The sequence below is a fragment of the Pseudomonas sp. S3_A09 genome (assembly GCF_054668065.1).
On record NZ_CP162752.1, the window covers coordinates 2,791,863 to 2,816,695 of the forward strand.

Genomic DNA, 24,833 nt, shown 5'->3' on the forward strand with positions numbered 1-24,833 from the left:
GCCTGCGATAGCATCACCGCGGTGTGACTGACATACCGAGGCGCTTGCATCGCAGGCAAGCCAGCTCCCACAGGACGTGTGTGCCTTCAGTGGTTTTCCCTTAACCAAGGACTCTTATGTCGCGTCGTATCTCCCCCGTCATACCCGGCTTCGGGCTGACGCTGGGCTACACCGTGGTGTACCTCAGCCTGATCGTACTCATCCCCCTCGCGGCGATGTTTGTACACGCCGCTCAACTCACCTGGGATCAGTTCTGGAACATCATCTCCGCACCGCGCGTGTTGGCGGCGTTGCAACTGAGCTTCAGCACCGCGCTGTACGCCGCGCTGATCAACGGCGTGATCGGTACGCTGCTCGCCTGGGTGCTGGTGCGTTACACCTTCCCCGGCCGCAAGATCATCGATGCGATGATCGACCTGCCGTTCGCTTTGCCCACCGCCGTCGCCGGTATCGCGCTGACCGCGCTGTACACGCCTAACGGCCTGGTCGGCCAGTTCGCCGCCGACCTGGGCTTCAAGATCGCCTATACCCCCTTGGGCATCACCCTGGCGCTGACCTTCGTCACCCTGCCGTTCGTGGTGCGCACGGTGCAGCCGGTACTCGCCGATATCCCTCGGGAAGTCGAAGAAGCCGCCGCCTGCCTGGGTGCCAAGCCGTTGCAGGTGTTCCGGCACATCCTCGTACCCGCGTTGCTGCCAGCGTGGTTGACCGGTTTCGCCCTGGCGTTTGCCCGTGGCGTCGGTGAATACGGCTCGGTGATTTTCATCGCCGGCAACATGCCGATGAAAACCGAGATCCTGCCCTTGCTGATCATGGTCAAGCTCGACCAATACGACTACCGCGGCGCCACGTCCATCGGCGTGCTGATGCTGGTGGTTTCCTTTGTCCTGCTGCTGCTGATCAACTTGTTGCAGCGGCGCATCGAACGTCCATAAGGAGGCGCGGAACATGTCCCAATCGTCTATTTCCGCCGCGTCCTCGGCCAACGCCGCCCGCCGTGGCAGCGCTGCGTCCCGACGTATCCTGATCGGCCTCGGCTGGCTGGTGTTCGCGCTGTTCCTGCTGTTGCCGCTGTTTATCGTGGTCACCCAAGGCCTGAAGAACGGCCTCGGTGCGTTCTTCACCGCGATCCTCGAACCCGATGCGTTGTCGGCGCTGAAACTCACGGTGATCGCCGTGGTGATTTCGGTGCCGCTCAACCTGGTGTTCGGCGTCAGCGCCGCGTGGTGCGTGAGCAAGTATTCGTTCCGTGGCAAAAGCATCCTGGTGACGCTCATCGATTTGCCGTTCTCGGTGTCGCCGGTCATCGCCGGCCTGGTCTATGTGCTGATGTTCGGGGCCCAGGGCTTCTTTGGCCCGTGGTTGCAGGACCATGACATCCAGATTGTGTTCGCCTTGCCCGGCATCGTGCTGGCGACCATCTTCGTCACCGTGCCCTTTGTGGCCCGTGAACTGATCCCGCTGATGCAGGAGCAGGGCACCCAGGAAGAAGAGGCTGCGCGTCTGCTCGGCGCCAATGGCTGGCAGATGTTCTGGCATGTGACCGTGCCGAATATCAAATGGGGTCTGATCTACGGCGTGGTGCTGTGTACCGCACGGGCCATGGGTGAGTTCGGCGCGGTGTCGGTGGTGTCTGGCCACATTCGCGGCGTGACCAACACCCTGCCGCTGCACGTCGAGATTCTCTACAACGAATACAACCATGTTGCCGCGTTTGCGGTGGCGAGTCTGTTGCTGATCCTGGCGCTCTTTATCCTGCTGCTCAAGCAGTGGAGCGAGAACCGTATTAACCGCCTGCGCGCCGGTGCGGCTGAGGAATAAGTCATGTCGATCGAAGTCCGTAATGTCAGCAAGAACTTCAACGCCTTCAAGGCCCTGAACAGCATCAATCTGGACATCCAGAGTGGCGAGCTGGTGGCGTTGCTTGGCCCGTCCGGTTGCGGCAAGACCACCTTGCTGCGCATCATCGCCGGCCTCGAAACCCCGGATGACGGCAGCATCGTGTTCCACGGTGAAGACGTGTCCGGCCATGACGTGCGTGATCGCAACGTGGGCTTCGTATTCCAGCACTATGCGTTGTTCCGCCACATGACCGTGTTCGACAACGTCGCCTTCGGCCTGCGCATGAAACCGAAGAACCAGCGTCCGAGCGAGAGCCAGATCGCAGTCAAGGTGCATGAGCTGCTGAACATGGTGCAGCTGGATTGGTTGTCGGATCGCTACCCGGAGCAGCTGTCCGGTGGCCAGCGTCAACGTATCGCCCTGGCCCGCGCCCTGGCGGTGGAACCCAAGGTGCTGCTGCTTGACGAGCCCTTCGGCGCCCTCGACGCCAAGGTGCGAAAAGAATTGCGCCGCTGGCTGGCGCGCCTGCACGAAGACATCAACCTGACCTCGGTGTTCGTGACCCACGACCAGGAAGAGGCCATGGAAGTCGCCGACCGCATCGTGGTGATGAACAAGGGGGTGATCGAGCAGATCGGCTCACCGGGTGACGTCTACGAAAACCCGGCCAGCGACTTCGTCTACCACTTCCTGGGTGATTCGAACCGCCTGCACTTGGGTGAAGACAAACACGTGCTGTTCCGTCCCCATGAAGTGTCGCTGTCGCGCCATGAGCTGGAAGACCATCACGCCGCCGAAGTGCGGGATATTCGCCCGCTGGGCGCGACCACGCGTGTGACGTTGAAAGTTGAAGGCCAGAGCGAACTGATCGAAGCCGAAGTGGTGAAAGACCACGATAGCCTGACCGGTTTGGCGCGCGGCGAGACCCTGTTCTTCAAGCCCAAGGTCTGGCAAAAAGCCTAAGCCTCCAGACAGCGCAAAACCCTGTGGGAGACGGGCAGGCCCGGCTCCCACATTTGATCTCTAGGGGCTGTCAGACCGTGGCGTTTTTCGCGCGCACCGCCACAGGCCCCGACCGCTGTTCGATCTGCTGCTTGAGCCCCTGCCGCAACCCCAGCAGAAACGCCAGCTCCGCCACCACAAACAACGGCCCTACAATCAGCCCCGACACGTCATCCACAAACGCCGGCTTCCTGCCTTCGTAATAGTGGCCGACAAACTGAATCACCCAACCCACCACAAACATCCCCACGCCGCTGCTGAGCCACACCATTGTGCTCTGCGCCGCCAGCACATGCCCGGCCCACACCGACAAGCCGATCAGCACCGTCATCAGCACACCCAGCGCCAGCTCCAGGCGCAAGTAAAACCACGCGCAAAACAGCGCGAGCAGAACGGCCGGTGAGATCCACAACCCACCGACATCCCATTCCGGACGTGACAGCAGCACGGCGACCGCGACGACAATCAGCGGGATGCCGATAAAGTGGCTGGCGATGTTGCGCGGGTCTCGGTGGTAGGCGGCGTATTGACTGAGATGGTCGACGAGGCTTTTCATTGTTATTCCTCCTGTAGGATGTTTGATCATGCCCTGTCAGCCGGTGGCGTACTGTCAACTGGGCGACAATCTTCGGAGCTCACATGGATGCAGACCAATGGCGCTCCCGGTTGGCCACCGGTCACTGGTTCAGTCACCTGCCCTTGCCTTTTCAGCATAGCTTGCTGGCTCACGCCCGATTGAGGCCGCTCACGGCGGGACAGTACTTGTTCAAGCGCGGCGACCCACCCTGTGGCTTGTATGCGGTACTCGACGGCACCCTGCGGGTCAGTGCGGTGAACGAGCAGGGCAAGGAAGCGATTCTCAGCCTGGTGGAGTCACCCTTTTGGTTCGGCGAGATCTGCCTGTTCGATGGCTTGCCACGTACCCACGATGCCTGCGCTGTCGGGCCTTGCACGTTGCTGCAGGTCCCACAACAGGCGCTGCTGAACATACTCGATGACAGCCCCCGGTACTGGCGCGACCTGGCGCTGCTGATGAGCCAGAAGCTGCGCCTGAGTTTTATCGGCCTTGAACAGCTCAGCCTGATGCCGGCCTCGGTTCGGTTGGCTCATCGTTTGTTGATGATTGTTGAAGGTTATGGCGATACCGAGCATTCAAAGCGTGTACTGCATCTACCCCAGGAAGACCTGGCAGCGATGTTGAGCCTGTCGCGCCAGACCACCAACGCGCTGCTCAAGGATCTGCAAGCCCAGGGCCTTGTGCGTCTGGGCTATGGCGAGATTGAAATCCTCGACGTACCGCGGCTACGGCAGGCGGCGCACACCTGAGGGTGTTAGCCTGCAGGCCTATCAAACGAGGTGTGTTATGCGTGTGCTGTTAGTGGAACATGAATCCGAAGAAGCACAGCGGATGGCCCAGGGCCTGAACGAGGCCGGCTACAGCGTGGAAGTCGCGGCCAATGGCATGGCGGCGCAGCGGTTTGTCGAGGGCGTCGAGTACGACCTGGTGATCCTGGATGTGATGCTGCCGGGGCTCAATGCCTGGAAACTGCAGCAGGCGATCCGGCAGAAGGGCGAGACGCCGCTGCTGTTCCTGACCACGCCGGGCGGGATTGAAGATCGCCTGCGCGGGTTGGAGTTGCATGAGGATGACTATTTGCTCAAGCCGTTTGAGGCCAAGACGCTGGTGGCGCGGGTGAAGAAGGTGTTGCGGCGCGATCGCGGGCGTTGATTGAGCTGAAATGCCCAGTGCTTGAACCTGCGCTTTCGCGCGCACGCCCGTTCCCACACATGGAATACGTTCCCCTGTGGGAGCGGGCTTGCTCGCGAAGAGGCCTCCCTATCCAGCACCAATCTGCCTACCGCAATCCATCCCGAAACTGCCCCGGTGTCATCCCCGTCCAACGCTTGAACGCACGGTTGAAGCTGCTGGTATCGGCAAAGCCGAGCAAATGGCTGATCTCGGCCAATGAACAGTGCGGATCGCGCAAGTGCAGCAACGCCAGGTTTTCCCGGCACTCGCTGAGCAACGCATCGAACCGACAGCCCTCATCCGCCAAGTGCCGCTGCAAACTGCGCAGGCTCAGGTGCAGGGCCTGGGCGATGCGCTCGGCACTCGGCTCGCCATCCGGCAATTGCGCCTCGATGGCCGCGCGCACCTTGCGCTCCCAGGTCAGCGGTTGCAGTTGGGCGAGGGTGCGCTTGAGCACGGTTTCGTTGTGCTCGGCCAGTTCGGGATTGGCGTCGTCCAGGTGGCTGTCGAAATCCGCGGCGGCGAACTCCAGACGGTCCTCCTCGGCATCGAAAAATACCGGCGCGCGAAACACCGTGTGCCAAGGCTTCGGGTCAACAGGTTCCGGCCTTCGCAGGTACACCGCCAGCGGCGCGTACTCGCGGCCCAGACGGTTGCGACAGGTACGCACATAGATCGCCGCAAATGCATCGATGGCCTCGAACGCCGGCGCCGGGCTGCCCGGTAGTTGCAGCAGGCGGAACCGATAACGTTCGCCATCGCCGCTCAGCTCCAGGCTCAAGGCATCGCTGACCACCTGGTGATATCGCACGATGCGCTCGAACACTTCGCGCAAGCTCCCACTGGCCACCAGCGCATACCCCAATGCATGAAAAGTGGTGGCGCTGACAAACCGCGACACTCGCAAGCCAATCGCCGGATCACCACTGGCCTGTACCGCCAATTCCCACAGACGCGTGGTGGCCGACAGCGGGTAGCGCGCGTTGGGATCATCCATCTTCTGCGGGTCGAGCCCGGCTTGCAGGCACAAGGCGCCGCTGTCGAGGCCCAGGGCGTCGAGCTGCTTGCGCAGGGCGCGGGTCCAGCTGGCGAGGGAAGTGGGTTCGGTCATGGCGATTGGCGCTTGCGGTCAACAGGTTGGCGTGTGGAGCTGATGCCCTGGCGGACCGCTTAAGCCAGGATGCAGCTATCAATCACCAGAGGATGGAAGCATGGACGGTACTTCTGCAAGTCCCCAGCAGATGAACGCACAACAGCGCTCGGCGCATATCCGTGAAGTGGTGCTGGCCGAAGGCGTGCGCCTGCGCCGGCAGCACCCCTGGCTGCTGCATCAGGACGCGCTGGGCGCGAGCATTCTGGCGTTTGCGCTGCTCGGCATGGTGGGCTCGGCGGCGCTCTACATCACGGGTCATATGGCGTGGTGGGTGTGCTTGCTGCTGAACGCGTTCCTGGCCTCGCTGACCCACGAGCTGGAACACGACCTGATCCACAGCATGTACTTTCGCAAGCAGCGCCTGCCCCATAACCTGATGATGGGCCTGGTGTGGCTGGCGCGGCCGAGCACCATCAACCCGTGGGTGCGCCGGCACCTGCACCTCAACCATCACAAGGTCTCCGGCACCGAAACCGATATGGAAGAGCGCGCCATCACCAACGGAGAACCCTGGGGGGTTGCGCGGTTGCTGATGGTCGGTGATAACGTCATGTCGGCCTTCATCCGCATCCTGCGGGCCAAGACCTGGACGCACAAACTGGCCATCCTCAAGCGCTCGCTGCTGGTCTATGCACCGCTGGCGCTGCTGCATTGGGGCGCGTGGTACGTGTTCCTCGGCTTTCATGCCGCCAATGGCATTGCCAGTCTGCTCGGCGCCCCCATCGCGTGGTCCGCCGACACTTTGCAGGTGATGCAGGTGATCGATATCGCTGCCGTGGTGATCATCGGCCCTAACGTGTTGCGCACCTTTTGCCTGCACTTTGTCAGCTCCAACATGCACTACTACGGCGATGTGGAGCTGGGCAATGTGATCCAGCAGACCCAGGTGTTGAACCCCTGGTGGATGTGGCCGTTGCAGGCGTTCTGCTTCAACTTCGGCAGCACCCACGGCATCCATCATTTTGTGGTGAAGGAACCGTTTTACATCCGTCAGATGACCGCCAAGGTGGCCCACAAGGTGATGGCTGAGATGGGGGTGCGCTTCAATGATTTCGGGACGTTTGCGCGGGCTAATCGGCTTGGCTTTCCACCGTCAGCAGGGTTTCGATCAGCACCTTCGCCGCAGGCGACAAACGCACCCCAGCGCGGCTGATCATCCCGCAACGGTTGCTGAGGCGCTCCACTGCATGAGGCAGATTGCGCCCGTGCAACCCCTGCAATTGGCCATTGGCGAAGGCATTTTCGGCAGCCAGGTCGATGGCGCCGGACTGCCGATCTTGAATGCCTATTTATAGAGCGGGGTTATAGAGCGGGGGCCGTGCGGTAGGTCGCGGGACTGAACACCCGCGTCACCACCAGCATCGCCACCGCCGTTACGGTCAGCACCACCCAGGCACTGACAAAGCTGCCGGTGAGTTCGCGCAGCCATCCGGTCAACCATGGCGAAATTGCATTGATCAAAAAGCCCACGCCTTGCACGAACGCCGCCAGTTGCCCGGCCTGGCGCGGGTCGCGGTGGTGATCGAGGGTCAGCAACAGGCTCAGGGCAAAACACGCGCCCAGGCCGAAGCCACACAGCGCCACCCACAGATGAGGAAACTGCAGCGGCGCCATTAACAGGCCGAGATAGCCGAGGGTCTGGGCCAGCAGGCTGATCCACAGCAGTGGCCGACGATCGATCCCGCGTTGCGCCAGCACCGGCATCAACAGCGCGGCGATCACCTGGAAGATGGTCATGAAGGCCAGCAGCGAGCCACTGGGCAGCACGTCCCAGCCCAGTTGCTGATAGTAGGCCGGCAGCCACGCCACCATGCTCATGTAACCGCAGTTCACCAAGCCGAAATACAGCGCCAGCAGCCAGGCACGGCGGTTACGCAGGCCCTTGAAGGCGGGGATGACCTTTGCGCTTTTTGCCGCGCCCAGCGGCAACCAGGCCCACAACAGCAGCGCGGCCAGTGCCGGCAACAGCCACACACCGAGCCCGGCCTGCCATTGCTGGAAATGCGTGGCCACCACCGGACTGAGCAGCGCCGCCAGCCCGCCACCGGCCATCAGCGACGCCGAATAAACGCCCATCGCCACCGGCACGCGGTGATGAAACTCGCGCTTGATCATCGCCGGCACCAACGCCTGGATCAACGCGACACCGGCACCGCCGAGCAACGCGGTCACCAGCAACGTCGAGCCCTGGCCCATCAACCAGCGGGCCAGGCAGGCCAGCAGGATCATCATCAGGCCCAGGGCGATGCCACGCCGCTCTCCAAGTTGCGCTTCAACGCGCACGCCTACCAGTGCCACCAGGCCCATGCACACCACGGGCAGGCTGGTGAGCAGGGCGCTGCTCTGGAAGCTCAAACCGGTGGCCAGGCGAATCTCGCCGAGCAACGGGCTGATGGAGCTGAGAATCGGCCGCAGATTAAGGCCCAGGACCACCAGCAGCCCCCAGCCGGCGAGGGATTTATTCAGGGTCATGCAGGTTTTTCCACGGGTGATACAGCGTGGTCATGGCCGCGTCGGGCAGGTGCTGTTGAGCGTCGCTCATGGAGACCCCTCTGGGCAGGATGGAGGGTGAAGTATGGGCAGTGGTCGAGGTATTCTGAAATTAAATATAACCATGCCAATCAGTGGCAAACGCAATGGTGACTGCCATGTTCGATCCCGTGTTGTTGCGCAGCTTTGTCGCCGTGGTGGATTGCGGCAATTTCACCCGCGCCGCCGAGCGCCTGCACCTGACCCAATCCACGGTCAGCCAGCAGATCCGCCGCCTGGAAGAGGCGGTGGCGTGCCAGCTACTGAACCGCGACCAGCGCCGCGTGGTGGCGACAGCAGAAGGCGAGCGCCTGCTGGCCTATGCGCGACGCATCCTCGCGCTGCATGAAGAAGCCGCCGACGTGTTGATCAGCCAGCAAAGCGACGGCGTGCTGCGCCTCGGTGTACCTGAGGACTTTGCGTCGGAACGGCTCATGCCGCTGCTGTCGGCCTTTGTGCTGGCCTTTCCAAGGGTGCGCCTGGAAGTCACCAGCGGCCTTGGCCCCGAGTTGCAGCGCCAATACCGCAGCGGCGAGTTCGATGTGTTGCTGGTCAAGCAGATGGGCGAGAGTGATGACTGCCTGGCTTCGTGGCCGGAGCCTTTGTGTTGGGTGGACAGCCGCAACACGCCATCCTTGGGACGTGACCCTTTGCCGTTGGTGGCATTTCCCGTGGGGGGGCTGTACCGCAATGAAATGCTGCAACACCTGGAGGTGGGGGGTGGCGCTGGCGCATCGGGTATTCCAGCGCGAGCCTGGCGAGTGTGTGTTCAGCGGTGGCGGCGGGGTTGGGTATTAGTTTGCTGCCCCGTCGGGTCGTACAGGCTGGGCATAGCGTACTGGGCCCGGACAGCGGTTTGCCCAGGGTGCAAGGCGTGCGGCTGGCGCTGTATGGCCGTAGTGGCTTAGGTGCGGCGGGGCAGAGCCTGCAACGCCAGCTGCTTGATTTGTGTGCGAACAGCCCTGTCTGAGCGATGGCTTTTTCTGAATTTTTTACGCCGGAAAGGCATTCAAAAACGGCCTCCCATGCAGGCGTATCGGTTGTGTTGTTTCCGCCCTGGCAACGGTGAAGCGCTGGAGCGGACTTTGGTGTTAATGAGATTTTGGTTATTAATAAATAGCTTCTTATTCCTTAAAGAATGTAACTCCCGTCCCTATACTGTTCAGCAACGTTAAACGCTGCAGGAGGGCACACCCATGCACAGCGAGTCGATTCGTTATCTGATCGTGCCGGGCTGGCAAGGATCGCCAGAAGATCATTGGCAAAGTCATTGGCAGAACAGCCTGCCCAACAGCTCCCGCGTGGAGCAGGCCGACTGGCTGACCCCACGCCGTGAAGACTGGGTCGCCGCGCTGGCCGAGGCCATCGCCGCCGACAGCACGCCAGTGATCCTGATCGCCCATAGCCTGGGCTGCATCACCGTGGCGCATTGGGCGGCCACCGCGCCGGTGCACTTCCTGCGCCAGGTACGCGGCGCTTTGCTGGTGGCCCCGGCCGATGTCGAACGCCCGGCGTGTGCCCCCGCCTTGCGTAATTTCGCGCCCATCCCTACCGACCTGTTGCCGTTCCCGAGCCAGGTGGTCAGTTCCGACAACGACAGTGCCGTCAGCGCGCCTCGGGCTCTGGAGCTGGCACGCCATTGGGGGGCCGAAGCCGGGATTTTGTCCGGTGCCGGGCATATCAATGTGAAGTCCGGCCACCGGCGTTGGGAGCAGGGTTTCGCCTACCTCTATCGTCTGCAAAGCCGCCTTGAGCATCACGCCCGGCGCACTGCCTGAACATTTTTCAACGCCCCGTCCCTTAAGTGGATTGGGGGCGGGAGCCTGCCATGAGTCTGCATGAAACCTACGGCCAGCCGTTGCTGACCTTTCCCGACGCGGAAAAAAGCCCGCTGAGCATCCGCGCCAAGGCGCTGGTATTTGTCGATCCCCGTTCGCGGCAACTGCGCGAAGAGCTCGAAAGCCTCGCGCCGCGCGCCTTGCCCGTGTTGATTCGCGGCGAGACCGGCAGCGGCAAGGAACTGCTGGCGCGGCACATCCACCGCGGCAGCGACCGCACCGGCTTGTTTGTTTCGGTCAATTGCGGTGCCATCAGCCCGACCTACGCCGATGCCGAATTGTTCGGCTACGCGGCCGGTAGCCACAGTGGCACGGCCAGCAGCCGGGCCGGTTGGTTCGGTTCGGCGAATGGCGGCACCTTGTACCTGGACGAGATCGGCGACTTGCCATTGCCGATCCAGGTAAAACTGCTGGCAGCCCTGGAAAACCACGAAGTCACCCGCGTCGGCGCCCATCAGCCCAGCCCGGTGGATGTGCGCCTTGTCGCCGCCACCAGCATCGACCTTGCCCAGGCGGTGGCGGCCGGCAAGTTCCATGAGCGCTTGTTCCATTACTTGAGCGAAGGGCGGCTGGACTTGCCCGCACTGCGCGAGCGCGTGGGGGATATCCTGTCACTGGCCGAGTACTTCCTGGGTATCTACAGCCAGCGCCTGGACCTGCCGGTGCCGCTGATCAGCGACGCCGCCCAGCGGGTGCTTGAACACCACAGTTGGCCGGGTAATACCCGTGAGCTGGAAAACGTCATTCACTTTGCGTTGCTGGTGAGCAGCGGCGATGAAATCTTGCCCGAGCATTTGAACTTGCCGGTCGCGGGTTCGCCGTTGGAACAGGTGCAGCGGATTTTCCACAGTGCCAGCCCCGCCGAGCAGGAAACGCTGCGTAAATTCCTGCATGAACAAAATGGAATATCAACGTGAATAAAAGATATTGTTCGGGAATAAAAAATCTAGGTATTGTCCCGTTCACGCCGCGATAGCACTTCGCTGGTACCGCTCATAAAAACGGTCGTCAGAGACGCCCCGGAATTCCGATAAGGACACTGCATGAAAAAGGTTCTGTTGTTTACCGCACTGGCGGCTGCCCTGACTGCAAGCTTCGCCCAAGCCAACGAGAAACTGGTGGTTGCCGCGACCCCGATCCCGCACGCCGAGATTCTGGAGCTGATCAAGCCGACCCTCGCCAAAGAAGGCGTGGACCTGCAGATCAAAGTCTTCACCGACTACGTGCAACCCAACACGCAGGTTGCCGAGAAGCGCCTGGACGCCAACTACTTCCAGACCCTGCCGTACCTGGAAAACTTCAACAAGGGCAAGGGCACCAACCTGGTGACAGTGGTCGGTGTGCATGTTGAACCCATCGGTGGTTACTCGAAAAAGATCAAGAACATTTCCGAGCTCAAAGATGGCGCCACCGTGGCCATCCCGAACGAAGGCTCCAACAGTGGCCGTGCGCTCTTGCTGCTGCAAAAGAATGGTCTGATCACGCTCAAAGACCCGAACAATGCCCTGTCCACGCCGAAAGACATTGCCAGCAACCCGAAAAACCTCAAATTCAAAGAGCTGGAATCGGCGCTGCTGCCACGCGTGCTGGATCAGGTGGACCTTGACGTGATCAACACCAACTACGCCCTGGAAGCGGGCCTCAACCCCGCCAAAGACGCGCTGATCATCGAAGATGCCAAGTCGCCGTACGTGAACTTCCTGGTGGCTCGCCCGGACAACAAGGACAGCGACGCTATCCAGAAACTGTCCAAGGCCCTGACCAGCCCGGAAGTCAAAGCGTTCATCGAGAAGAAGTACAACGGCGCGGTAGTGCCTGCGTTCTGATGTAACCCAACCCCCCTTCAAGGTTTGACGCCGACGGCTTATTTAGCGTCGGCGTTTTTTATGGTTGGAACACCATCAAAACGGTGGGAGCGGGCTTGCTCGCGAAAGCGGTCTGTCAGTAACGGATGGGTTGACTGATCCACCGCCTTCGCGAGCAAGCCCGCTCCCACATTTGGATCTCCATTGGATTACAGAGCGCGGCTATTGAGCGCCCTGCGCAACGCCACCAACCACTTCATCAACTCCTGCGGATCCATCGGTTTCACTTCCTTCATGGTTCAATCCCTCGAATCTCAGACCCCCCAACCATAGCTGCCACCCGCCAAACCCGCGAATTCGGGGGTTATCTTTTTGGGTGATATCAATATGCTATTTGGGTATTTAAATTTTCTTTTTTATACCTTTAAAGTTCGCGCTACCCGGCGTTACCCACGCCGGATCGGATTGCGCTTGCTGCATTACCCGTGCGGCTCATGGACTGGAAATGACCTTCGATTTCGCATTTATCCTCAGCACCCTGCCGGCCTTTCTCAAAGCGGTGGGCGTGACGCTGCAAGTGGGCTTGATCGCCATTGCCACCTCGTTGTTGGTGGCGCTGATCAACGCGGCGCTGCTGGTGTTTCGAACGCCCTACCTGTCGCGCCTGGTGGCGCTCTATGTGGAGCTGGCGCGAAACACGCCGCTGCTGATCCAACTGTTCTTCGTGTACTTCGCGCTGCCGGCCCTGGGCTTCAATATCTCCGGGTTCTGGGCGGCGATCATCACCCTGACTTTCCTCGGCGGCGCCTACCTCACCGAAGTGCTGCGCGCGGGGGTGGAAGCGGTGCCGTTGGCGCAGGTCGAGTCGGGCAAGTCCATCGGCCTGTCGGACTGGCAGCTGCTGCGTCATGTGATCCTGCCCCAGGCCGGCATCCTCAGCCTGCCGGCGCTGTTCGCCAATTTCATCTTCCTGCTCAAGGAGACCACCGTGGTCTCCGCCGTGGCGGTGCCGGAGATCCTCTACACCACCAAGAGCTACATCGCCCTCTACTACAAGACCTATGAAATGCTCGCCGTGCTGACACTGATCTGCGTGCTGCTGTTCTTGCCGCTGTCGCTGCTGCTCAGCCGCCTGGAAAGGAGGCTCCAGCATGGCCAGTTCGGGTCTTGAGTTGTTGTGGGTGTCGTTGCCGCAACTGGGCAAGGGCGCTGCGCAAACCCTGTCTATTTCATTCTTGAGCATCGCTTTCAGCACCGTCGGCGGCGTGCTGTACGGCGTGCTTCGCACCTTGAACAACCGGCTGATCAACGCGGTGCTGCGGGTGTACCTGGAGCTGTTCCGTGCGATCCCGGTGCTGGTGTGGCTGTACCTGCTGTTTTTCGGCCTGCCGATTTTCTTCGGTCTGAGCCTTCCGAGCTTCTGGTGCGCGGTGCTGGTGCTGTCGCTGTGGGGCGCCAGCGAAGTGGGCGAGGTGGTGCGCGGCGCCTTGCATTCGCTGCCCCGTGGCCAGCGCGAAGCGGGGTTGTCGATTGGCCTTTCCGACCCGCAACTCTACGGCTATGTGCTGCTGCCTCAAGCCCTGAAACGCATGACCCCGCCGACCCTCAACGTCTACACGCGCATCATCAAGACCAGCTCGCTGGCGGTGCTGATCGGTGTCGTGGATGTGATCAAGGTCGGCCAGCAAATCATCGAGCGCACCTATGAGTCGGTGTTGATCTACGGCGTGCTGTTCCTGTTTTTCTTCTTTATCTGCTACCCGTTGTCGGCCGCCTCCAAGGTGCTGGAACGGCGCTGGACGCAAGCATGAGCGCATTGATCGAGTTTCAGGGTTTCAACAAATTCTTCGGCGAAGCGCAGGTGCTCAAGGGCATCGACCTGAGCGTGCAACGCGGCGAAGTGGTGGTGATCCTCGGCCCCAGTGGCTGCGGCAAAAGCACCTTGCTGCGTTGCCTCAACGGCCTGGAAGTGGCCCACAGCGGCAGCCTGCGGTTTGCCGGCAATGAGCTGTTGGACAAGCAAACCGACTGGCGCCAGGTGCGCCAGGACATCGGCATGGTGTTCCAGAGTTATCACCTGTTCCCGCACATGAGCGTGCTCGACAACATCCTGCTCGGCCCGCTGAAAGTACAGCAACGCGATCCGCGCGAAGCCCGTGAGCAAGCGGAGAAACTGCTGGAGCGCGTAGGCCTGGCCGAGAAACGCGACGCCTTCCCGCGCCAGCTCTCCGGTGGGCAGCAGCAACGCATCGCCATCGTCCGCTCGTTGTGCATGAACCCCCAGGTCATGCTGTTTGATGAAGTCACCGCCGCCCTCGACCCGGAAATGGTCAAGGAAGTGCTGGAAGTGATCCAGGGCCTGGCCCGCGATGGCATGACCCTGCTGATCGTCACCCACGAAATGGCCTTCGCCCGTGCCGTCGCCGACCGCGTGGTGTTTATGGAGGCCGGTCGCATCCTCGAACAGAACACCCCCGAGGCATTCTTTACGAACCCGCAAACCGCACGCGCGCAGCAGTTCCTGGAGAAGTTCTCCTTTGTTTCAACACTGCCCAAAAAAACCAAGGAACTGGAGCTGATATGAAAAAGTTACTGCTGCCACTGTTTGCTGTTGCGTTACTGGCCGGCTGCGATAAGAAGGCCGAAGAGCCCACCAAACCTGCGGCTGCCGCCGTCAGCGCTATCGATAGGATCAAGGCGCGGGACAAGTTGATCGTTGGCGTCTTCACCGACAAACCGCCGTTCGGTTTCGTCAACGAAGCGGGGCGCTATGTCGGCTTCGATACCGACATCGGCCGCCAATTCGCCAAAGATCTGCTGGGCGATGAAAACAAGGTCGAGTTCGTGGCTGTCGAACCGGCCAGCCGCATTCCATTCCTGCAAAGCGACAAGGTCGACCTGATCCTCGCCAACATGACCGTGACGCCTGAGCGCAAGGAAGCAGTCGACTTTACCAACCCCAACCTGAAGGTCGCGGTGCAAGCCCTGGTGCCAAACGACAGCGCGGTAAAAAGCCTGAATGACCTGGCCACCCGCACCACCATCGTCACCACCGGCACCACCGCTGATATCTGGCTGACCAAGAACCACCCGGACTGGAAGCTGCTCAAGTTCGAGAAAAACTCCGAATCGCTGCAGGCGCTGTCCGCCGGCCGTGGCGATGCCTATGCCCAGGACAACCTGGTGCTGTTCAGCTGGGCCAAGCAGAACCCGGGCTACCGTGTGCTGGAGGAAAAACTCGGTGATGAAGCGCCGATTGCACCAGCCGTTAAGAAGGGCAACATCGAACTGCGCGACTGGGTGAACGCCGAATTGGCGAAGTTGGGTGAGGAGAAGTTCCTGCTCAAGCTGTACGACCAATATGTGCGTAAAGAGCTGAGCGACGACACCAAGCCTGAAAGTGTGATTGTCGAAGGTGGGAAGTGGCAGGGCTGATAGAGCTATCGCAGGCAAGCCAGCTCCCACATTTGAATGTATTCACAGGTCAAAATGTGGGAGGGGGCTTGCCCCCGATGAGGCCGGTACAGTCACCACCTACTCCGGCCAATGCCAGGCCGGCCCATCCAGAATCCCTTGCCCCACGATCCGCGTCTCCCCCAGCACCTTCTCCAACACAATCGAATTACACCCCTCATCCTGCTGCAACGCCGCAATCAAGCGGCTGGCATGGGACACCACCCACACCTGGCACTGCTGGGACGCCTGGATGATCAAGCGCGCCAATGCCGGCTCCAGGGCAAAACAGGACAGGGTCTTTTCCGGCAGCCCCAGGTAGATGGCGTAGCCAGCAAAGCCCAGGTCCCTCGCGAGGGGCTTGAGCATGGGCATTCAGTCGGCGTGGGAACCATTGGAGTATGGGAGCCTCCATGCAGATAAGGAACCCTGAACTAAGCTCACAGTCGCATACACACTGGCACGTCGGCATCACGCACAAGGAGCCTGCATGGGCGGTCGCATTTTCACCTGTATTTTCGGACTTGGCCTGCTGACGCTACTGAGTGGCTGTGGCGAGGAGAAGGCTGAACCCAAACAGCATTCGCGGGTATTTGTGCAGACCGTGCAGCCAGCGGACTTTGCTGCGGCGGTCACGCTCACCGGCGATATTCAGGCTCGGATGCAAACCGATCTGTCCTTTCGCGTGGGTGGCAAGATCATCCAGCGCATGGTGGACGTGGGTGACCGTGTGACCGCCAAGCAAGTGCTGGCCAAGCTCGATCCCAAGGACCTGCAGACCAACGTCGACTCCGCTCAGGCCCAGGTCGTGGCCGAGCAGGCACGGGTCAAGCAAACCGCCGCCGCCTTCGTACGCCAGGAAAAACTCCTGCCCAAGGGCTACACCAGTCGCAGCGAATACGATTCCGCCCAGGCCGCGCTGCGCAGCAGTCAAAGCGCACTGGCCGCCGCCCAGGCCCAACTGGCCAATGCCCGCGAGCAACTCGGCTACACCTCGCTGATCGCCGACGCACCTGGTGTGATCACCGCACGCCAGGCCGAGGTGGGCCAGGTGGTACAGGCTACCGTGCCGATTTTCAGCCTGGCCCGCGATGGCGAGCGCGACGCGGTGTTCAATGTGTATGAATCCCTGCTGGTGGAACCGCCACCGGATGCGCCGATCACCGTCAGCCTGTTGGATAACCCGAGCATCAAGGCTGTGGGCAAAGTGCGTGAGGTCACGCCTGCCGTGGCCGCCAATACCGGCACCGTGCAGGTGAAAATCGCCCTGCAAGCGTTGCCCAAAGGGATGGAGCTGGGCTCGGTGGTGAGCGCCACTGCCAATGGCCCGGCCAAGGCCAGTATCGAATTGCCTTGGGCTGCGCTGACGAAAGACCTCAGTGAGCCCGCCGTGTGGCTGATCGACGGCGACGGCAAGGCGCAACTGCACAAGGTCACCGTGGCGCGTTACCTCACCGGCAAAGTCATCATTGGCGACGGCCTCAAGGGCGGCGAAAAAGTCGTGGTGGCCGGCGGGCAATTGCTGCACCCCGGCATGCGGGTCGAGATCGCCCAGCAAGGAGCCCAGCCATGAAGCGCCTGACGGGGATACTCGCCGCCAGCCTGTTGCTGGTGGCCTGCTCCAAGGAAGACGCGCCGCCGGAGCCCGTGCGGCCGGTGCTGTCCATGGAAGTGAAAGCCGAGGATCAGGAAAACCTCGGCCGCTTCGCCGGCACCATCCAGGCGCGCTATGAAAGTAACCTGGGCTTCCGCGTGCCCGGTCGCATTGCCCGCCGCGTCGTGGATGTGGGCGCCGAGGTGGAGAAGGGCGCCTTGCTTGCTGTCCTGGATCCCACTGACCAGCAGAACCAATTGCGTTCGGCCCAGGGCGACCTGGCCCGCGTGCAGGCGCAATACATCAACGCCCAGGCCAACGCCCGCCGCCAGCAGGAGCTGTTCAACCGGGGCGTTGGCGCCCAGGCCCAACTGGACATCGCCCAGACTGACCTGAAAACCACCCAGGCCACACTCGACCAGGCGAAAGCCTCAGTCAATCAGGCCAACGATCAACTCCGCTATGCCGAATTGCGCACCGACCACGCCGGTATCGTCACCGCCTGGAATGCCGAGGCCGGCCAGGTGGTCAGTGCCGGCCAGCAAGTGGTGACCCTGGCGCGCCCGGATATCAAGGAAGCGGTGATCGATCTGCCGGCCGGCCTTGCCGAGCGTTTGCCGCCGGATGTGGTGTTTCTGGTCGCGGGGCAACTCGATCCGAGCGTGAACACCACCGCCATCGTGCGCGAGACCGAACCCCAGGCCCAAAGCGCCACGCGCACCCGTCGCGCACGCCTGACCTTGACGGAAACGCCGCCCGCTTTCCGCCTCGGCACGGCGATCAGTGTGACCTTGAGCACGGCCATCGCGCCACGCATCGAAGTCCCCCTGAGTGCTTTGCAGGAGGTCGACGGCAAGACCCGCATCTGGCTGCTCGACACTCACAGCCAGACCGTGCAAACGCGCGACATCAGCGTGATCAGCCGTGACGCCGACAGCGCCTTGCTCAATGACGGCGTCAAACCTGGCGAGCGCATTGTTATCGCCGGCGTGAACAGCCTGAAGCCTGGGCAAAAAGTCAAAATCGACGAGGACAGCCCGCGATGAAAGGGAGCTTCAACTTATCCGACTGGGCCCTCAAGCATCAGTCCTTCGTCTGGTACCTGATGTTCGTCGCGCTGCTGATGGGCGTGTTTTCCTACATGAACCTGGGCCGTGAGGAAGACCCTTCGTTCACCATCAAGACCATGGTGATCCAGACCCGGTGGCCGGGCGCGACCCAGGAAGAAACCCTCAAGCAGGTCACCGACCGCATTGAGAAAAAACTCGAAGAACTCGACGCTCTCGACTACGTGAAAAGCTACACCCGGCCAGGCGAGTCCACGGTGTTCGTGTTCCTTAAGGACACCACCAGCGCCAAGGCCATCCCGGAGATCTGGTACCAGGTCCGCAAGAAGATCGACGACATCCGTGGCACCTTCCCACAAGGCTTGCAGGGGCCATCGTTCAACGATGAGTTCGGTGACGTATTCGGCTCGGTGTACGCCTTTACCGGCGACGGCCTGTCGATGCGTCAGCTGCGCGATTATGTCGAGCAGGTGCGCGCCGAGATCCGCTCGGTGCCGGGGTTGGGCAAGGTCGAGATGATCGGCCAGCAGGACGAAGTGATTTACCTGAATTTCTCCACGCGCAAATTGGCAGCCCTGGGGATTGACCAGCGCCAAGTGGTGCAAAGCCTGCAATCGCAGAACGCGGTGACGCCGGCCGGGGTGATCGAGGCAGGTCCCGAGCGGATTTCGGTGCGCACCTCGGGGCAGTTCGCGTCGGAGAAGGACTTGGCCAACGTCAACCTGCGGCTCAATGATCGCTTTTATCGTCTGGCGGACATTGCCGACATCAGCCGAGGCTATGTCGACCCAGCACGGCCCATGTTCCGTTTCAACGGCAAGCCGGCGATCGGGTTGGCGATCGCCATGCAGAAGGGTGGCAATATCCAGTCGTTCGGCAAAGCCCTGCATGAGCGCATGGACGAGTTGACCGCCGACCTGCCGGTGGGCGTGGGTGTGCACAAGGTGTCCGACCAGGCAGAAGTGGTGGAAGAGGCCGTCGGCGGCTTTACCAGCGCGCTGTTCGAAGCGGTGATCATCGTGCTGGTGGTGAGCTTTATCAGCCTGGGCATGCGCGCCGGGTTGGTGGTGGCGTGCTCGATTCCGTTGGTGCTGGCGCTGGTGTTTGTGTTCATGGAATACAGCGGCATTACCATGCAACGGGTGTCGCTGGGCGCGCTGATCATCGCCCTTGGCCTGTTGGTGGACGATGCGATGATCACCGTCGAGATGATGATCACGCGCCTGGAAAAAGGCGAAACCAAGGAGCAGGCGGCGACTTACGCCTACACCTCCACGGCATTCCCGATGCTCACCGGTACGCTGGTGACCGTGGCGGGTTTTGTGCCGATCGGCCTCAACGCCAGTTCGGCGGGCGAGTACACCTTCACCCTGTTTGCGGTGATTGCCGTGGCGATGCTGGTGTCGTGGGTGGTGGCGGTGCTGTTTGCGCCGGTGATCGGCGTGCATATCCTCAGTGCCAACGTGAAGCCCCACAATGCCGAGCCGGGGCGGATTGGCCGTGCGTTCAACGGCGGCATGCTGTGGGCCATGCGTAATCGCTGGTGGGCGATCGGCATTACCGTGGCGCTGTTCGTGGCGTCGGTGTTCTCCATGCAGTTTGTGCAGAACCAGTTCTTCCCATCGTCGGACCGCCCGGAGCTCCTGGTTGACCTGAACCTGCCGCAAAACGCCTCGATCAACGAGACGCGCAAGGCCGTCGATCGCCTGGAAGCGATCATCAAGGACGACCCGGACATTGCGCGCTGGAGCACCTATATCGGCCAGGGCGCGATCCGTTTCTACCTGCCCCTCGACCAGCAACTGGAAAACCCCTACTACGCGCAGTTGGTCATCGTGAGCAAGGGCCTGGAAGAGCGCGGTGAATTGATCGCCCGCCTGCAGAAGCGCCTGCGCGATGATTTCGTCGGCATCGGCAGCTACGTGCAGCCGCTGGAAATGGGCCCGCCGGTGGGTAGGCCGATTCAGTATCGCGTGTCGGGCAAAGACACTGACCAGGTGCGCAAACACGCCATCGAACTGGCAACCCTGCTGGATAAGAACAGCCACCTGGGCGAGATCATCTACGACTGGAACGAGCCGGGCAAAGTGCTGCGCATCGACATCGCCCAGGACAAGGCGCGGCAATTGGGGCTGTCGTCGGAAGACGTGGCGCAGTTGATGAACAGCGTGGTCAGCGGCGCCTCGGTGACCCAGGTGCATGACGATATCTACCTGATCAATGTGGTCGGCCGCGCCGAGGACGCCGAACGCGGTACGCCGGAGACCTTACAGAACCTGCAGATCGTCACGCCCAACGGCACCTCGATTCCGCTGTTGGCCTTCGCCACCGTGCGCTACGAGTTGGAGCAGCCGTTGGTGTGGCGCCGCGACCGCAACCCGACGATCACCATCAAGGCGTCGGTGCGTGATGAGATGCAACCTACGGACCTGGTGAAACAGCTCAAGCCTGAGATCGACAAGTTCAGCGCCGGTTTGCCGGTGGGCTACAAGGTCGCCACCGGCGGCACCGTGGAAGAAAGCGGCAAGGCCCAGGGACCGATTGCCAAGGTGGTGCCGCTGATGCTGTTCCTGATGGCGACCTTCCTGATGATCCAGCTGCACAGCGTGCAGAAGATGTTCCTGGTGGCGAGTGTCGCGCCGTTGGGGCTGATCGGTGTGGTGCTGGCGTTGATCCCCACGGGCACGCCCATGGGCTTTGTGGCGATCCTCGGCATTCTCGCGTTGATCGGCATCATCATCCGCAACTCGGTGATCCTGGTGACGCAGATTCATGAATATGAAGTGGCTGGCTATACGCCGTGGGATGCCGTGGTGGAAGCCACCGAGCACCGGCGTCGGCCGATCCTGCTCACGGCCGCAGCGGCGAGCCTGGGCATGATCCCGATCGCGCGTGAAGTGTTCTGGGGCCCGATGGCCTACGCAATGATTGGTGGGATTATCATCGCCACCTTGTTGACGCTGTTGTTCCTGCCGGCGCTCTACGTGGCCTGGTACAAAATCCGCGAGCCCAAGCAAGAGCAGCAGGAAAAACGCGGTTAAAAAGTGGGAGCGGGCTTGCTCGCGAAAGCGGTGGTTCAACCACTACATCTGGCGACGGACACACCGCATTCGCGAGCAAGCCCGCTCCCACATTTGGAATGTATTGCCAGGTCGGCTCTACGGTTTACGCCAGACGCTGGCTAGCCAAGGCTGCTGCTCCAAAGGCAGCCCAGCCGGGCGATAGTAATGCTCCAGCTCCACAAAACCCGCCGCCGTCAGCAGTGCTTGCCACGCCGCCAAGTCGTGATAAGACCCATACCGCGGCCCATTCCAGCCTTCCTGGTTTTCTCCGCGTGGATTGGAACTGAACAACACGCCACCAGGTTTCAGCGTTCCATGCAGTTGCTTGAGCACACGCGGCAACTCCTGTTTGGGAATATGAAACAGCACCGCGTTGGCAAACACCCCGTCGAAGCGCTCGGCAGGCAAATCCAGCTTCAGAAAGTCTTGCTGCAACACTTCACAGCCACTGTCTTCCCGCGCCATCTGCGCAAACCGCTCGGAGCCGTCGAGCCCCACGGCGATATGCCCCCTGCGCCTAAAGGTCTGCAAATCCCGGCCCGGCCCGCAGCCGAAATCCAGCACGGTAAACGGCGCTGTACCCTGGATATGCCGCAGCAGCGCGTCGATGTTCTGGCTCACGTCGTGGTCGCGGGTGCCTTCACGGAAGTCCTCGGCCACGCTGTTGTAGTGGCCGAGGGTGGTGGCGGTGATCTGGTTGAGGTCGTCGGGGGCGAGTTTCATGGGGGATGCTTCGAGGGCCAAATGCTGACTATATCCCATGTCCAGTCGATTGCGCCTGACGGTGAGCCCGTGGGGGCTCCTTCATCTGTTTGTGTTTGAATCAATCTATGAAATTTATCGGGTGATACGCCCATGGGATAGGAACTGTATGTTATTTCCACCCCATACTGGGTGCGTATAACTGTAGAAGGTGGTGAGAGAACCGTTAAAGATAATGGTTGAATTTGAGGAGTGGAGCGGCATTGCCGCTGCATCGCCAAGCGTGGCCGCAGCCAACCCCCCCACCAGCATCGCGCACCTGCCACAACGCGTGATATTGAACATGGTATTCGCTCCCTGATCCGTCGCAGACGGTGTCAAACCGATTAGATACGCGAAAACGTCACCCAACAACTGTCAGCCTTAACAGGTACAAACGAGTGCTCAGCGCTTGTTCAGCCCCCGCGCCAAGCGGTCCCCGCCCAGCTGAATCACCGCCACCAGCAGCACCAGCAGCACAATCACCGTGAGCATGATCTGCGTATCAAAGCGCTGATAGCCATAGCGGTAAGCGATATCCCCCAACCCACCCGCGCCAATCGCCCCGGCCATGGCCGAGGAGTTGATCATGGTCACCAGGGTGATGGTGAAGCCGCCGACGATCCCCGGCAGCGCTTCGGGCAGCAGCACATGCCAGATGATGTGCCAGCGCCGGCACCCCATGGCTTGTGCGGCTTCGATCAAGCCGTGGTCGACTTCGCGCAGGCTCACTTCGGCGATACGCGCAAAGAACGGCGTCGCGGCGATGGTCAGCGGCACCACCGCCGCCCACACGCCGTAAGTGGTGCCGACGATCAGCCGGGTGAACGGTATGAGCGCCACCATCAGGATCAGAAACGGAATCGAGCGGAACAGATTGACGAACGCTCCCAGTACGCGGTTCAGCGCTGGGGCTTGGTAGATACCACCCTTGTCGCTGGTGACCAGGAACACCGCCAGCGGAATCCCCACCAGCAACGCGATCAGCGACGACACACCGACCATCAACAAGGTGTCGATGGCGCCCTGCACTAAACGATCAAACCACATGGCCCAGCACCTCCACCTGTTGCGCCCAATTCCCAGCGCGGTTGCGCAGTTCTTCAGCCGTGTGCGGCGAGCCGTTCACCGCCAGCAGCAGTTGCCCGAGGGCATGCCCCTGGATACGTTCCACACCGCCTTGCAGCAAGCGCACGCGCCCGCCGAGGGCGCTGAACAACGCGGCCAGGTCCGGCTCGTCGGTATCACTGCCGGTGAATTGCAGGCGCAGCACCACTGCGGCATCGGCGGTCGCCGGTCTGGCCTGCAAACGGCTTTGCAACTCCTCCGGCAGCCCATGTTGCAGCGGTGCCAGCAGGGTTTTGCTGACCGCGTGCTGCGGATCGCCAAACACCTGCCACACCGGGCCTTGCTCGACGATGCGCCCGTGTTCGAGCACCACCACGCGGTCGCAGATTTCGCGAATCACCGCCATCTCATGGGTGATCAACACGATGGTCAGGCCCAGGCGTTGGTTGATCTCGCGCAGCAGGCCGAGGATCGATTGGGTGGTCTCCGGGTCGAGGGCCGAGGTGGCCTCGTCGCACAGCAGAATCTCCGGGTCATGGACCAGCGAACGGGCAATGCCCACGCGCTGTTTCTGCCCGCCGGAGAGTTGCGCCGGGTAGGCCTTGTGCTTGTCCTTGAGGCCCACCAGTTCCAGCAGTTCACGCACCTTCTGCTCGCGCTGCAGCTTGGGGATGCCGGCGACTTTGAGCGGCAATTCGACGTTCTGCCACACGGTCTTGGCCGACATCAGGTTGAAGTGCTGGAAGATCATGCCGATGCGCCGCCGCAGCGCCACCAGGCGGTCTTCGTCGAACGCGCCGATGTCGACCTGATCGATCAGCACGCGCCCGCTGCTGGGTTGTTCCAGGCGGTTGATGGTGCGGATCAGCGACGACTTGCCGGCGCCGCTGCGGCCGATAATGCCGAACACTTCACCGCGCTGGATCGCCAGGTCGATGCCTTGCAGGGCATGCACGGTGCCGTCGTAGGTCTTGCCCAGGTTGATAAAGCGCACATGGGCACGGTTCAAGTCAGGGTGCAGTTCTGTCTGCTCGGCGTCCCTGGGCGGCAAGCCCAGGTCGCGCACTTGGGCGTTGGCGGCGGTCATTTTTTATCTTCCCAGCCGACCTGGTAGAGCTTGCCCAGTGACTTGTCCAACGCCGCACGGACGGCGGGCGAATGCTGGTAGATGTCGACGAACTTGATCACGCGCGGGTCGGTCTTGCTCTTGGGCTGGATCACAAACTGGATCACGTACTCCGGGTGGTCAAGGCCATCGAACAGCAGTGCCGACTCGGCATCGAAGGTCTTGGACAGGCGGATATACGCCGGGTAACCCTGCACCAGGTCGGCGTCGTCATAGGCGCGTACCAGTTGCACGGCCTCGACTTGCAGGATCTTGATCTTCTTCGGGTTGGAAACGATGTCCTCTTCGGTGGCCTTGTAGCCTACGCCCGGTTTAAGGGTGATCAGCCCGGCCTTGGCCAGCAGTTGCAGGCCGCGGCCGCTGTTGATCGGGTCATTGGCAATCGCCACGCTGGCGCCCTGGGGCAGGTCGTTGATGCTCTTGTACTGCTTCGAATACAGGCCGACGTTGTTGATGATGCCCGGCGCGTACGGCACCAGGTCAAAGCCGGCGGCGGCCTTGGCGTTTTCCAGGAACGGGATGTGCTGGAAGTAGTTCACGTCGATATCCCCCGCCGCCAGGCTGACGTTGGGGGCAATCCAGTCGGTGAACTCCACCAGTTCAACCTTAAGGCCTTGCTTGCCGGCTTCGGCAACGGCGGCCTCAAGGGGAATGGCGAAGGCTGCGGTGGTGCCGATCTTCAACGGTGCCTCGGCGGCGAACACCACCGAGCTGAACAAACCCAAGGCCAGTGCCAGTGCTTTGACTGGGTGGGTAAGCAGTGTCTTTTTCATAGTCGATTTCCAGTCATAAGGTGTAGGTAC

The 24,833-nt window shown here is 61.5% G+C and carries 23 protein-coding genes and 2 pseudogenes; 17 read left to right on the forward strand and 8 right to left on the reverse strand.

Going from position 1 to position 24,833, the window contains the following annotated elements; translation table 11 throughout:
* Nucleotides 1-116 precede the first annotated feature (116 nt).
* From cysT to AB4N92_RS13170, 3 genes are read left to right on the forward strand one after another with little or no spacing between them, the layout of a single operon-like run.
* On the forward strand, nt 117-935 hold the full coding sequence (gene cysT, locus AB4N92_RS13160; RefSeq protein ID WP_010214167.1) for a sulfate ABC transporter permease subunit CysT: 819 nt from the start codon (nt 117-119) through the stop codon (nt 933-935).
* A gap of 13 nt (nt 936-948) precedes the next feature.
* Nucleotides 949-1,821, forward strand: coding sequence for a sulfate ABC transporter permease subunit CysW (gene cysW, locus AB4N92_RS13165; protein ID WP_010214166.1), 873 nt, complete (start codon nt 949-951; stop codon nt 1,819-1,821).
* 3 nt (nt 1,822-1,824) lie between these two features.
* Nucleotides 1,825-2,805, forward strand: a complete 981-nt coding sequence (locus tag AB4N92_RS13170) for a sulfate/molybdate ABC transporter ATP-binding protein (RefSeq protein ID WP_034101869.1) — start codon at nt 1,825-1,827, stop codon at nt 2,803-2,805.
* 70 nt (nt 2,806-2,875) lie between these two features.
* Here AB4N92_RS13170 and AB4N92_RS13175 read toward each other — a convergent pair whose 3' ends face one another.
* Nucleotides 2,876-3,400 carry an Mpo1 family 2-hydroxy fatty acid dioxygenase gene (locus AB4N92_RS13175; RefSeq protein WP_021491631.1) on the reverse strand — a complete coding sequence of 175 codons (525 nt, stop codon included), beginning with the start codon at nt 3,398-3,400 and terminating at the stop codon, nt 2,876-2,878.
* 83 nt (nt 3,401-3,483) lie between these two features.
* Between AB4N92_RS13175 and AB4N92_RS13180 the strand changes: the two genes are divergently transcribed.
* Both AB4N92_RS13180 and AB4N92_RS13185 read left to right on the forward strand, forming a co-directional pair.
* Complete coding sequence (locus tag AB4N92_RS13180) at nt 3,484-4,170, forward strand: Crp/Fnr family transcriptional regulator (protein WP_044286458.1); 687 nt, start codon at nt 3,484-3,486, stop codon at nt 4,168-4,170.
* Between the two features lie 37 nt (nt 4,171-4,207).
* Nucleotides 4,208-4,573, forward strand: a complete 366-nt coding sequence (locus AB4N92_RS13185; RefSeq protein WP_010214162.1) for a response regulator — start codon at nt 4,208-4,210, stop codon at nt 4,571-4,573.
* Nucleotides 4,574-4,700: 127 nt separating this feature from the next.
* Here AB4N92_RS13185 and AB4N92_RS13190 read toward each other — a convergent pair whose 3' ends face one another.
* A complete protein-coding gene (locus AB4N92_RS13190) occupies nt 4,701-5,705 on the reverse strand; it encodes an AraC family transcriptional regulator (RefSeq protein WP_021491630.1) in 1,005 nt (334 codons plus the stop codon).
* 100 nt (nt 5,706-5,805) lie between these two features.
* Between AB4N92_RS13190 and AB4N92_RS13195 the strand changes: the two genes are divergently transcribed.
* On the forward strand, nt 5,806-6,900 hold the full coding sequence (locus AB4N92_RS13195; protein ID WP_042571300.1) for a fatty acid desaturase: 1,095 nt from the start codon (nt 5,806-5,808) through the stop codon (nt 6,898-6,900).
* 149 nt (nt 6,901-7,049) lie between these two features.
* On the opposite strand, the gene AB4N92_RS13200 is transcribed toward AB4N92_RS13195, so the two are convergent.
* Nucleotides 7,050-8,219 carry a CynX/NimT family MFS transporter gene (locus tag AB4N92_RS13200; RefSeq protein WP_047544215.1) on the reverse strand — a complete coding sequence of 390 codons (1,170 nt, stop codon included), beginning with the start codon at nt 8,217-8,219 and terminating at the stop codon, nt 7,050-7,052.
* A 176-nt stretch (nt 8,220-8,395) separates the two neighbouring features.
* On the opposite strand from AB4N92_RS13200, the pseudogene AB4N92_RS13205 reads away from it, so the two are divergent.
* The 8 genes and pseudogenes from AB4N92_RS13205 (at nt 8,396) to AB4N92_RS13240 (ending at nt 15,354) form a co-directional block, all read left to right on the forward strand.
* Nucleotides 8,396-9,246 (forward strand): annotated as a pseudogene (locus AB4N92_RS13205) (LysR family transcriptional regulator).
* A gap of 226 nt (nt 9,247-9,472) precedes the next feature.
* Nucleotides 9,473-10,054 carry an alpha/beta hydrolase gene (locus tag AB4N92_RS13210; protein WP_010214150.1) on the forward strand — a complete coding sequence of 194 codons (582 nt, stop codon included), beginning with the start codon at nt 9,473-9,475 and terminating at the stop codon, nt 10,052-10,054.
* A gap of 50 nt (nt 10,055-10,104) precedes the next feature.
* Complete coding sequence (locus tag AB4N92_RS13215) at nt 10,105-11,031, forward strand: sigma 54-interacting transcriptional regulator (protein ID WP_038452520.1); 927 nt, start codon at nt 10,105-10,107, stop codon at nt 11,029-11,031.
* A gap of 126 nt (nt 11,032-11,157) precedes the next feature.
* Entirely contained in the window at nt 11,158-11,940 is a 783-nt protein-coding gene (locus tag AB4N92_RS13220) for a MetQ/NlpA family ABC transporter substrate-binding protein (protein WP_010214145.1), read from the forward strand.
* A 484-nt stretch (nt 11,941-12,424) separates the two neighbouring features.
* Entirely contained in the window at nt 12,425-13,090 is a 666-nt protein-coding gene (locus AB4N92_RS13225; RefSeq protein ID WP_010214144.1) for an amino acid ABC transporter permease, read from the forward strand.
* Nucleotides 13,071-13,730, forward strand: coding sequence for an amino acid ABC transporter permease (locus AB4N92_RS13230; RefSeq protein ID WP_010214141.1), 660 nt, complete (start codon nt 13,071-13,073; stop codon nt 13,728-13,730). The genes AB4N92_RS13225 and AB4N92_RS13230 overlap by 20 nt, the downstream gene beginning before the upstream one ends.
* Nucleotides 13,727-14,503 (forward strand): amino acid ABC transporter ATP-binding protein, encoded by a 777-nt coding sequence (locus tag AB4N92_RS13235; RefSeq protein WP_010214139.1) that lies wholly within the window; start codon nt 13,727-13,729, stop codon nt 14,501-14,503. Before AB4N92_RS13230 ends, AB4N92_RS13235 begins: the two co-directional genes overlap by 4 nt.
* Nucleotides 14,500-15,354: a transporter substrate-binding domain-containing protein gene (locus AB4N92_RS13240; RefSeq protein ID WP_010214137.1), complete on the forward strand. Its 855-nt coding sequence runs from the start codon at nt 14,500-14,502 to the stop codon at nt 15,352-15,354. Before AB4N92_RS13235 ends, AB4N92_RS13240 begins: the two co-directional genes overlap by 4 nt.
* Before the next feature lie 99 nt (nt 15,355-15,453).
* Here AB4N92_RS13240 and AB4N92_RS13245 read toward each other — a convergent pair.
* A pseudogene (locus tag AB4N92_RS13245) lies at nt 15,454-15,654 on the reverse strand (AAA family ATPase); the annotation flags it as partial.
* A gap of 208 nt (nt 15,655-15,862) precedes the next feature.
* On the opposite strand from AB4N92_RS13245, the gene AB4N92_RS13250 reads away from it, so the two are divergent.
* Genes AB4N92_RS13250 through AB4N92_RS13260 form a run of 3 tightly spaced genes read left to right on the forward strand, consistent with a single transcriptional unit; the run spans nt 15,863 to nt 21,074 of the window.
* Nucleotides 15,863-16,945: an efflux RND transporter periplasmic adaptor subunit gene (locus AB4N92_RS13250; protein ID WP_236266973.1), complete on the forward strand. Its 1,083-nt coding sequence runs from the start codon at nt 15,863-15,865 to the stop codon at nt 16,943-16,945.
* The gene (locus AB4N92_RS13255) at nt 16,942-18,012 is read left to right on the forward strand and encodes an efflux RND transporter periplasmic adaptor subunit (protein ID WP_236266974.1); all 1,071 of its coding nucleotides are present in this window, start codon (nt 16,942-16,944) and stop codon (nt 18,010-18,012) included. The genes AB4N92_RS13250 and AB4N92_RS13255 overlap by 4 nt, the downstream gene beginning before the upstream one ends.
* Nucleotides 18,009-21,074, forward strand: a complete 3,066-nt coding sequence (locus tag AB4N92_RS13260; RefSeq protein WP_010214129.1) for an efflux RND transporter permease subunit — start codon at nt 18,009-18,011, stop codon at nt 21,072-21,074. Before AB4N92_RS13255 ends, AB4N92_RS13260 begins: the two co-directional genes overlap by 4 nt.
* 117 nt (nt 21,075-21,191) lie before the next feature.
* On the opposite strand, the gene AB4N92_RS13265 is transcribed toward AB4N92_RS13260, so the two are convergent.
* The 4 genes from AB4N92_RS13265 to AB4N92_RS13280 all read right to left on the reverse strand — a co-directional run bounded on the left by AB4N92_RS13265 (nt 21,192) and on the right by AB4N92_RS13280 (nt 24,803).
* On the reverse strand, nt 21,192-21,818 hold the full coding sequence (locus AB4N92_RS13265; RefSeq protein ID WP_236266975.1) for a class I SAM-dependent methyltransferase: 627 nt from the start codon (nt 21,816-21,818) through the stop codon (nt 21,192-21,194).
* 423 nt (nt 21,819-22,241) lie between these two features.
* Complete coding sequence (locus tag AB4N92_RS13270; RefSeq protein ID WP_010214125.1) at nt 22,242-22,886, reverse strand: methionine ABC transporter permease; 645 nt, start codon at nt 22,884-22,886, stop codon at nt 22,242-22,244.
* Nucleotides 22,876-23,991, reverse strand: a complete 1,116-nt coding sequence (locus AB4N92_RS13275) for a methionine ABC transporter ATP-binding protein (protein WP_010214124.1) — start codon at nt 23,989-23,991, stop codon at nt 22,876-22,878. Before AB4N92_RS13275 ends, AB4N92_RS13270 begins: the two co-directional genes overlap by 11 nt.
* Complete coding sequence (locus tag AB4N92_RS13280; protein WP_010214122.1) at nt 23,988-24,803, reverse strand: MetQ/NlpA family ABC transporter substrate-binding protein; 816 nt, start codon at nt 24,801-24,803, stop codon at nt 23,988-23,990. Before AB4N92_RS13280 ends, AB4N92_RS13275 begins: the two co-directional genes overlap by 4 nt.
* Nucleotides 24,804-24,833 lie beyond the last annotated feature (30 nt).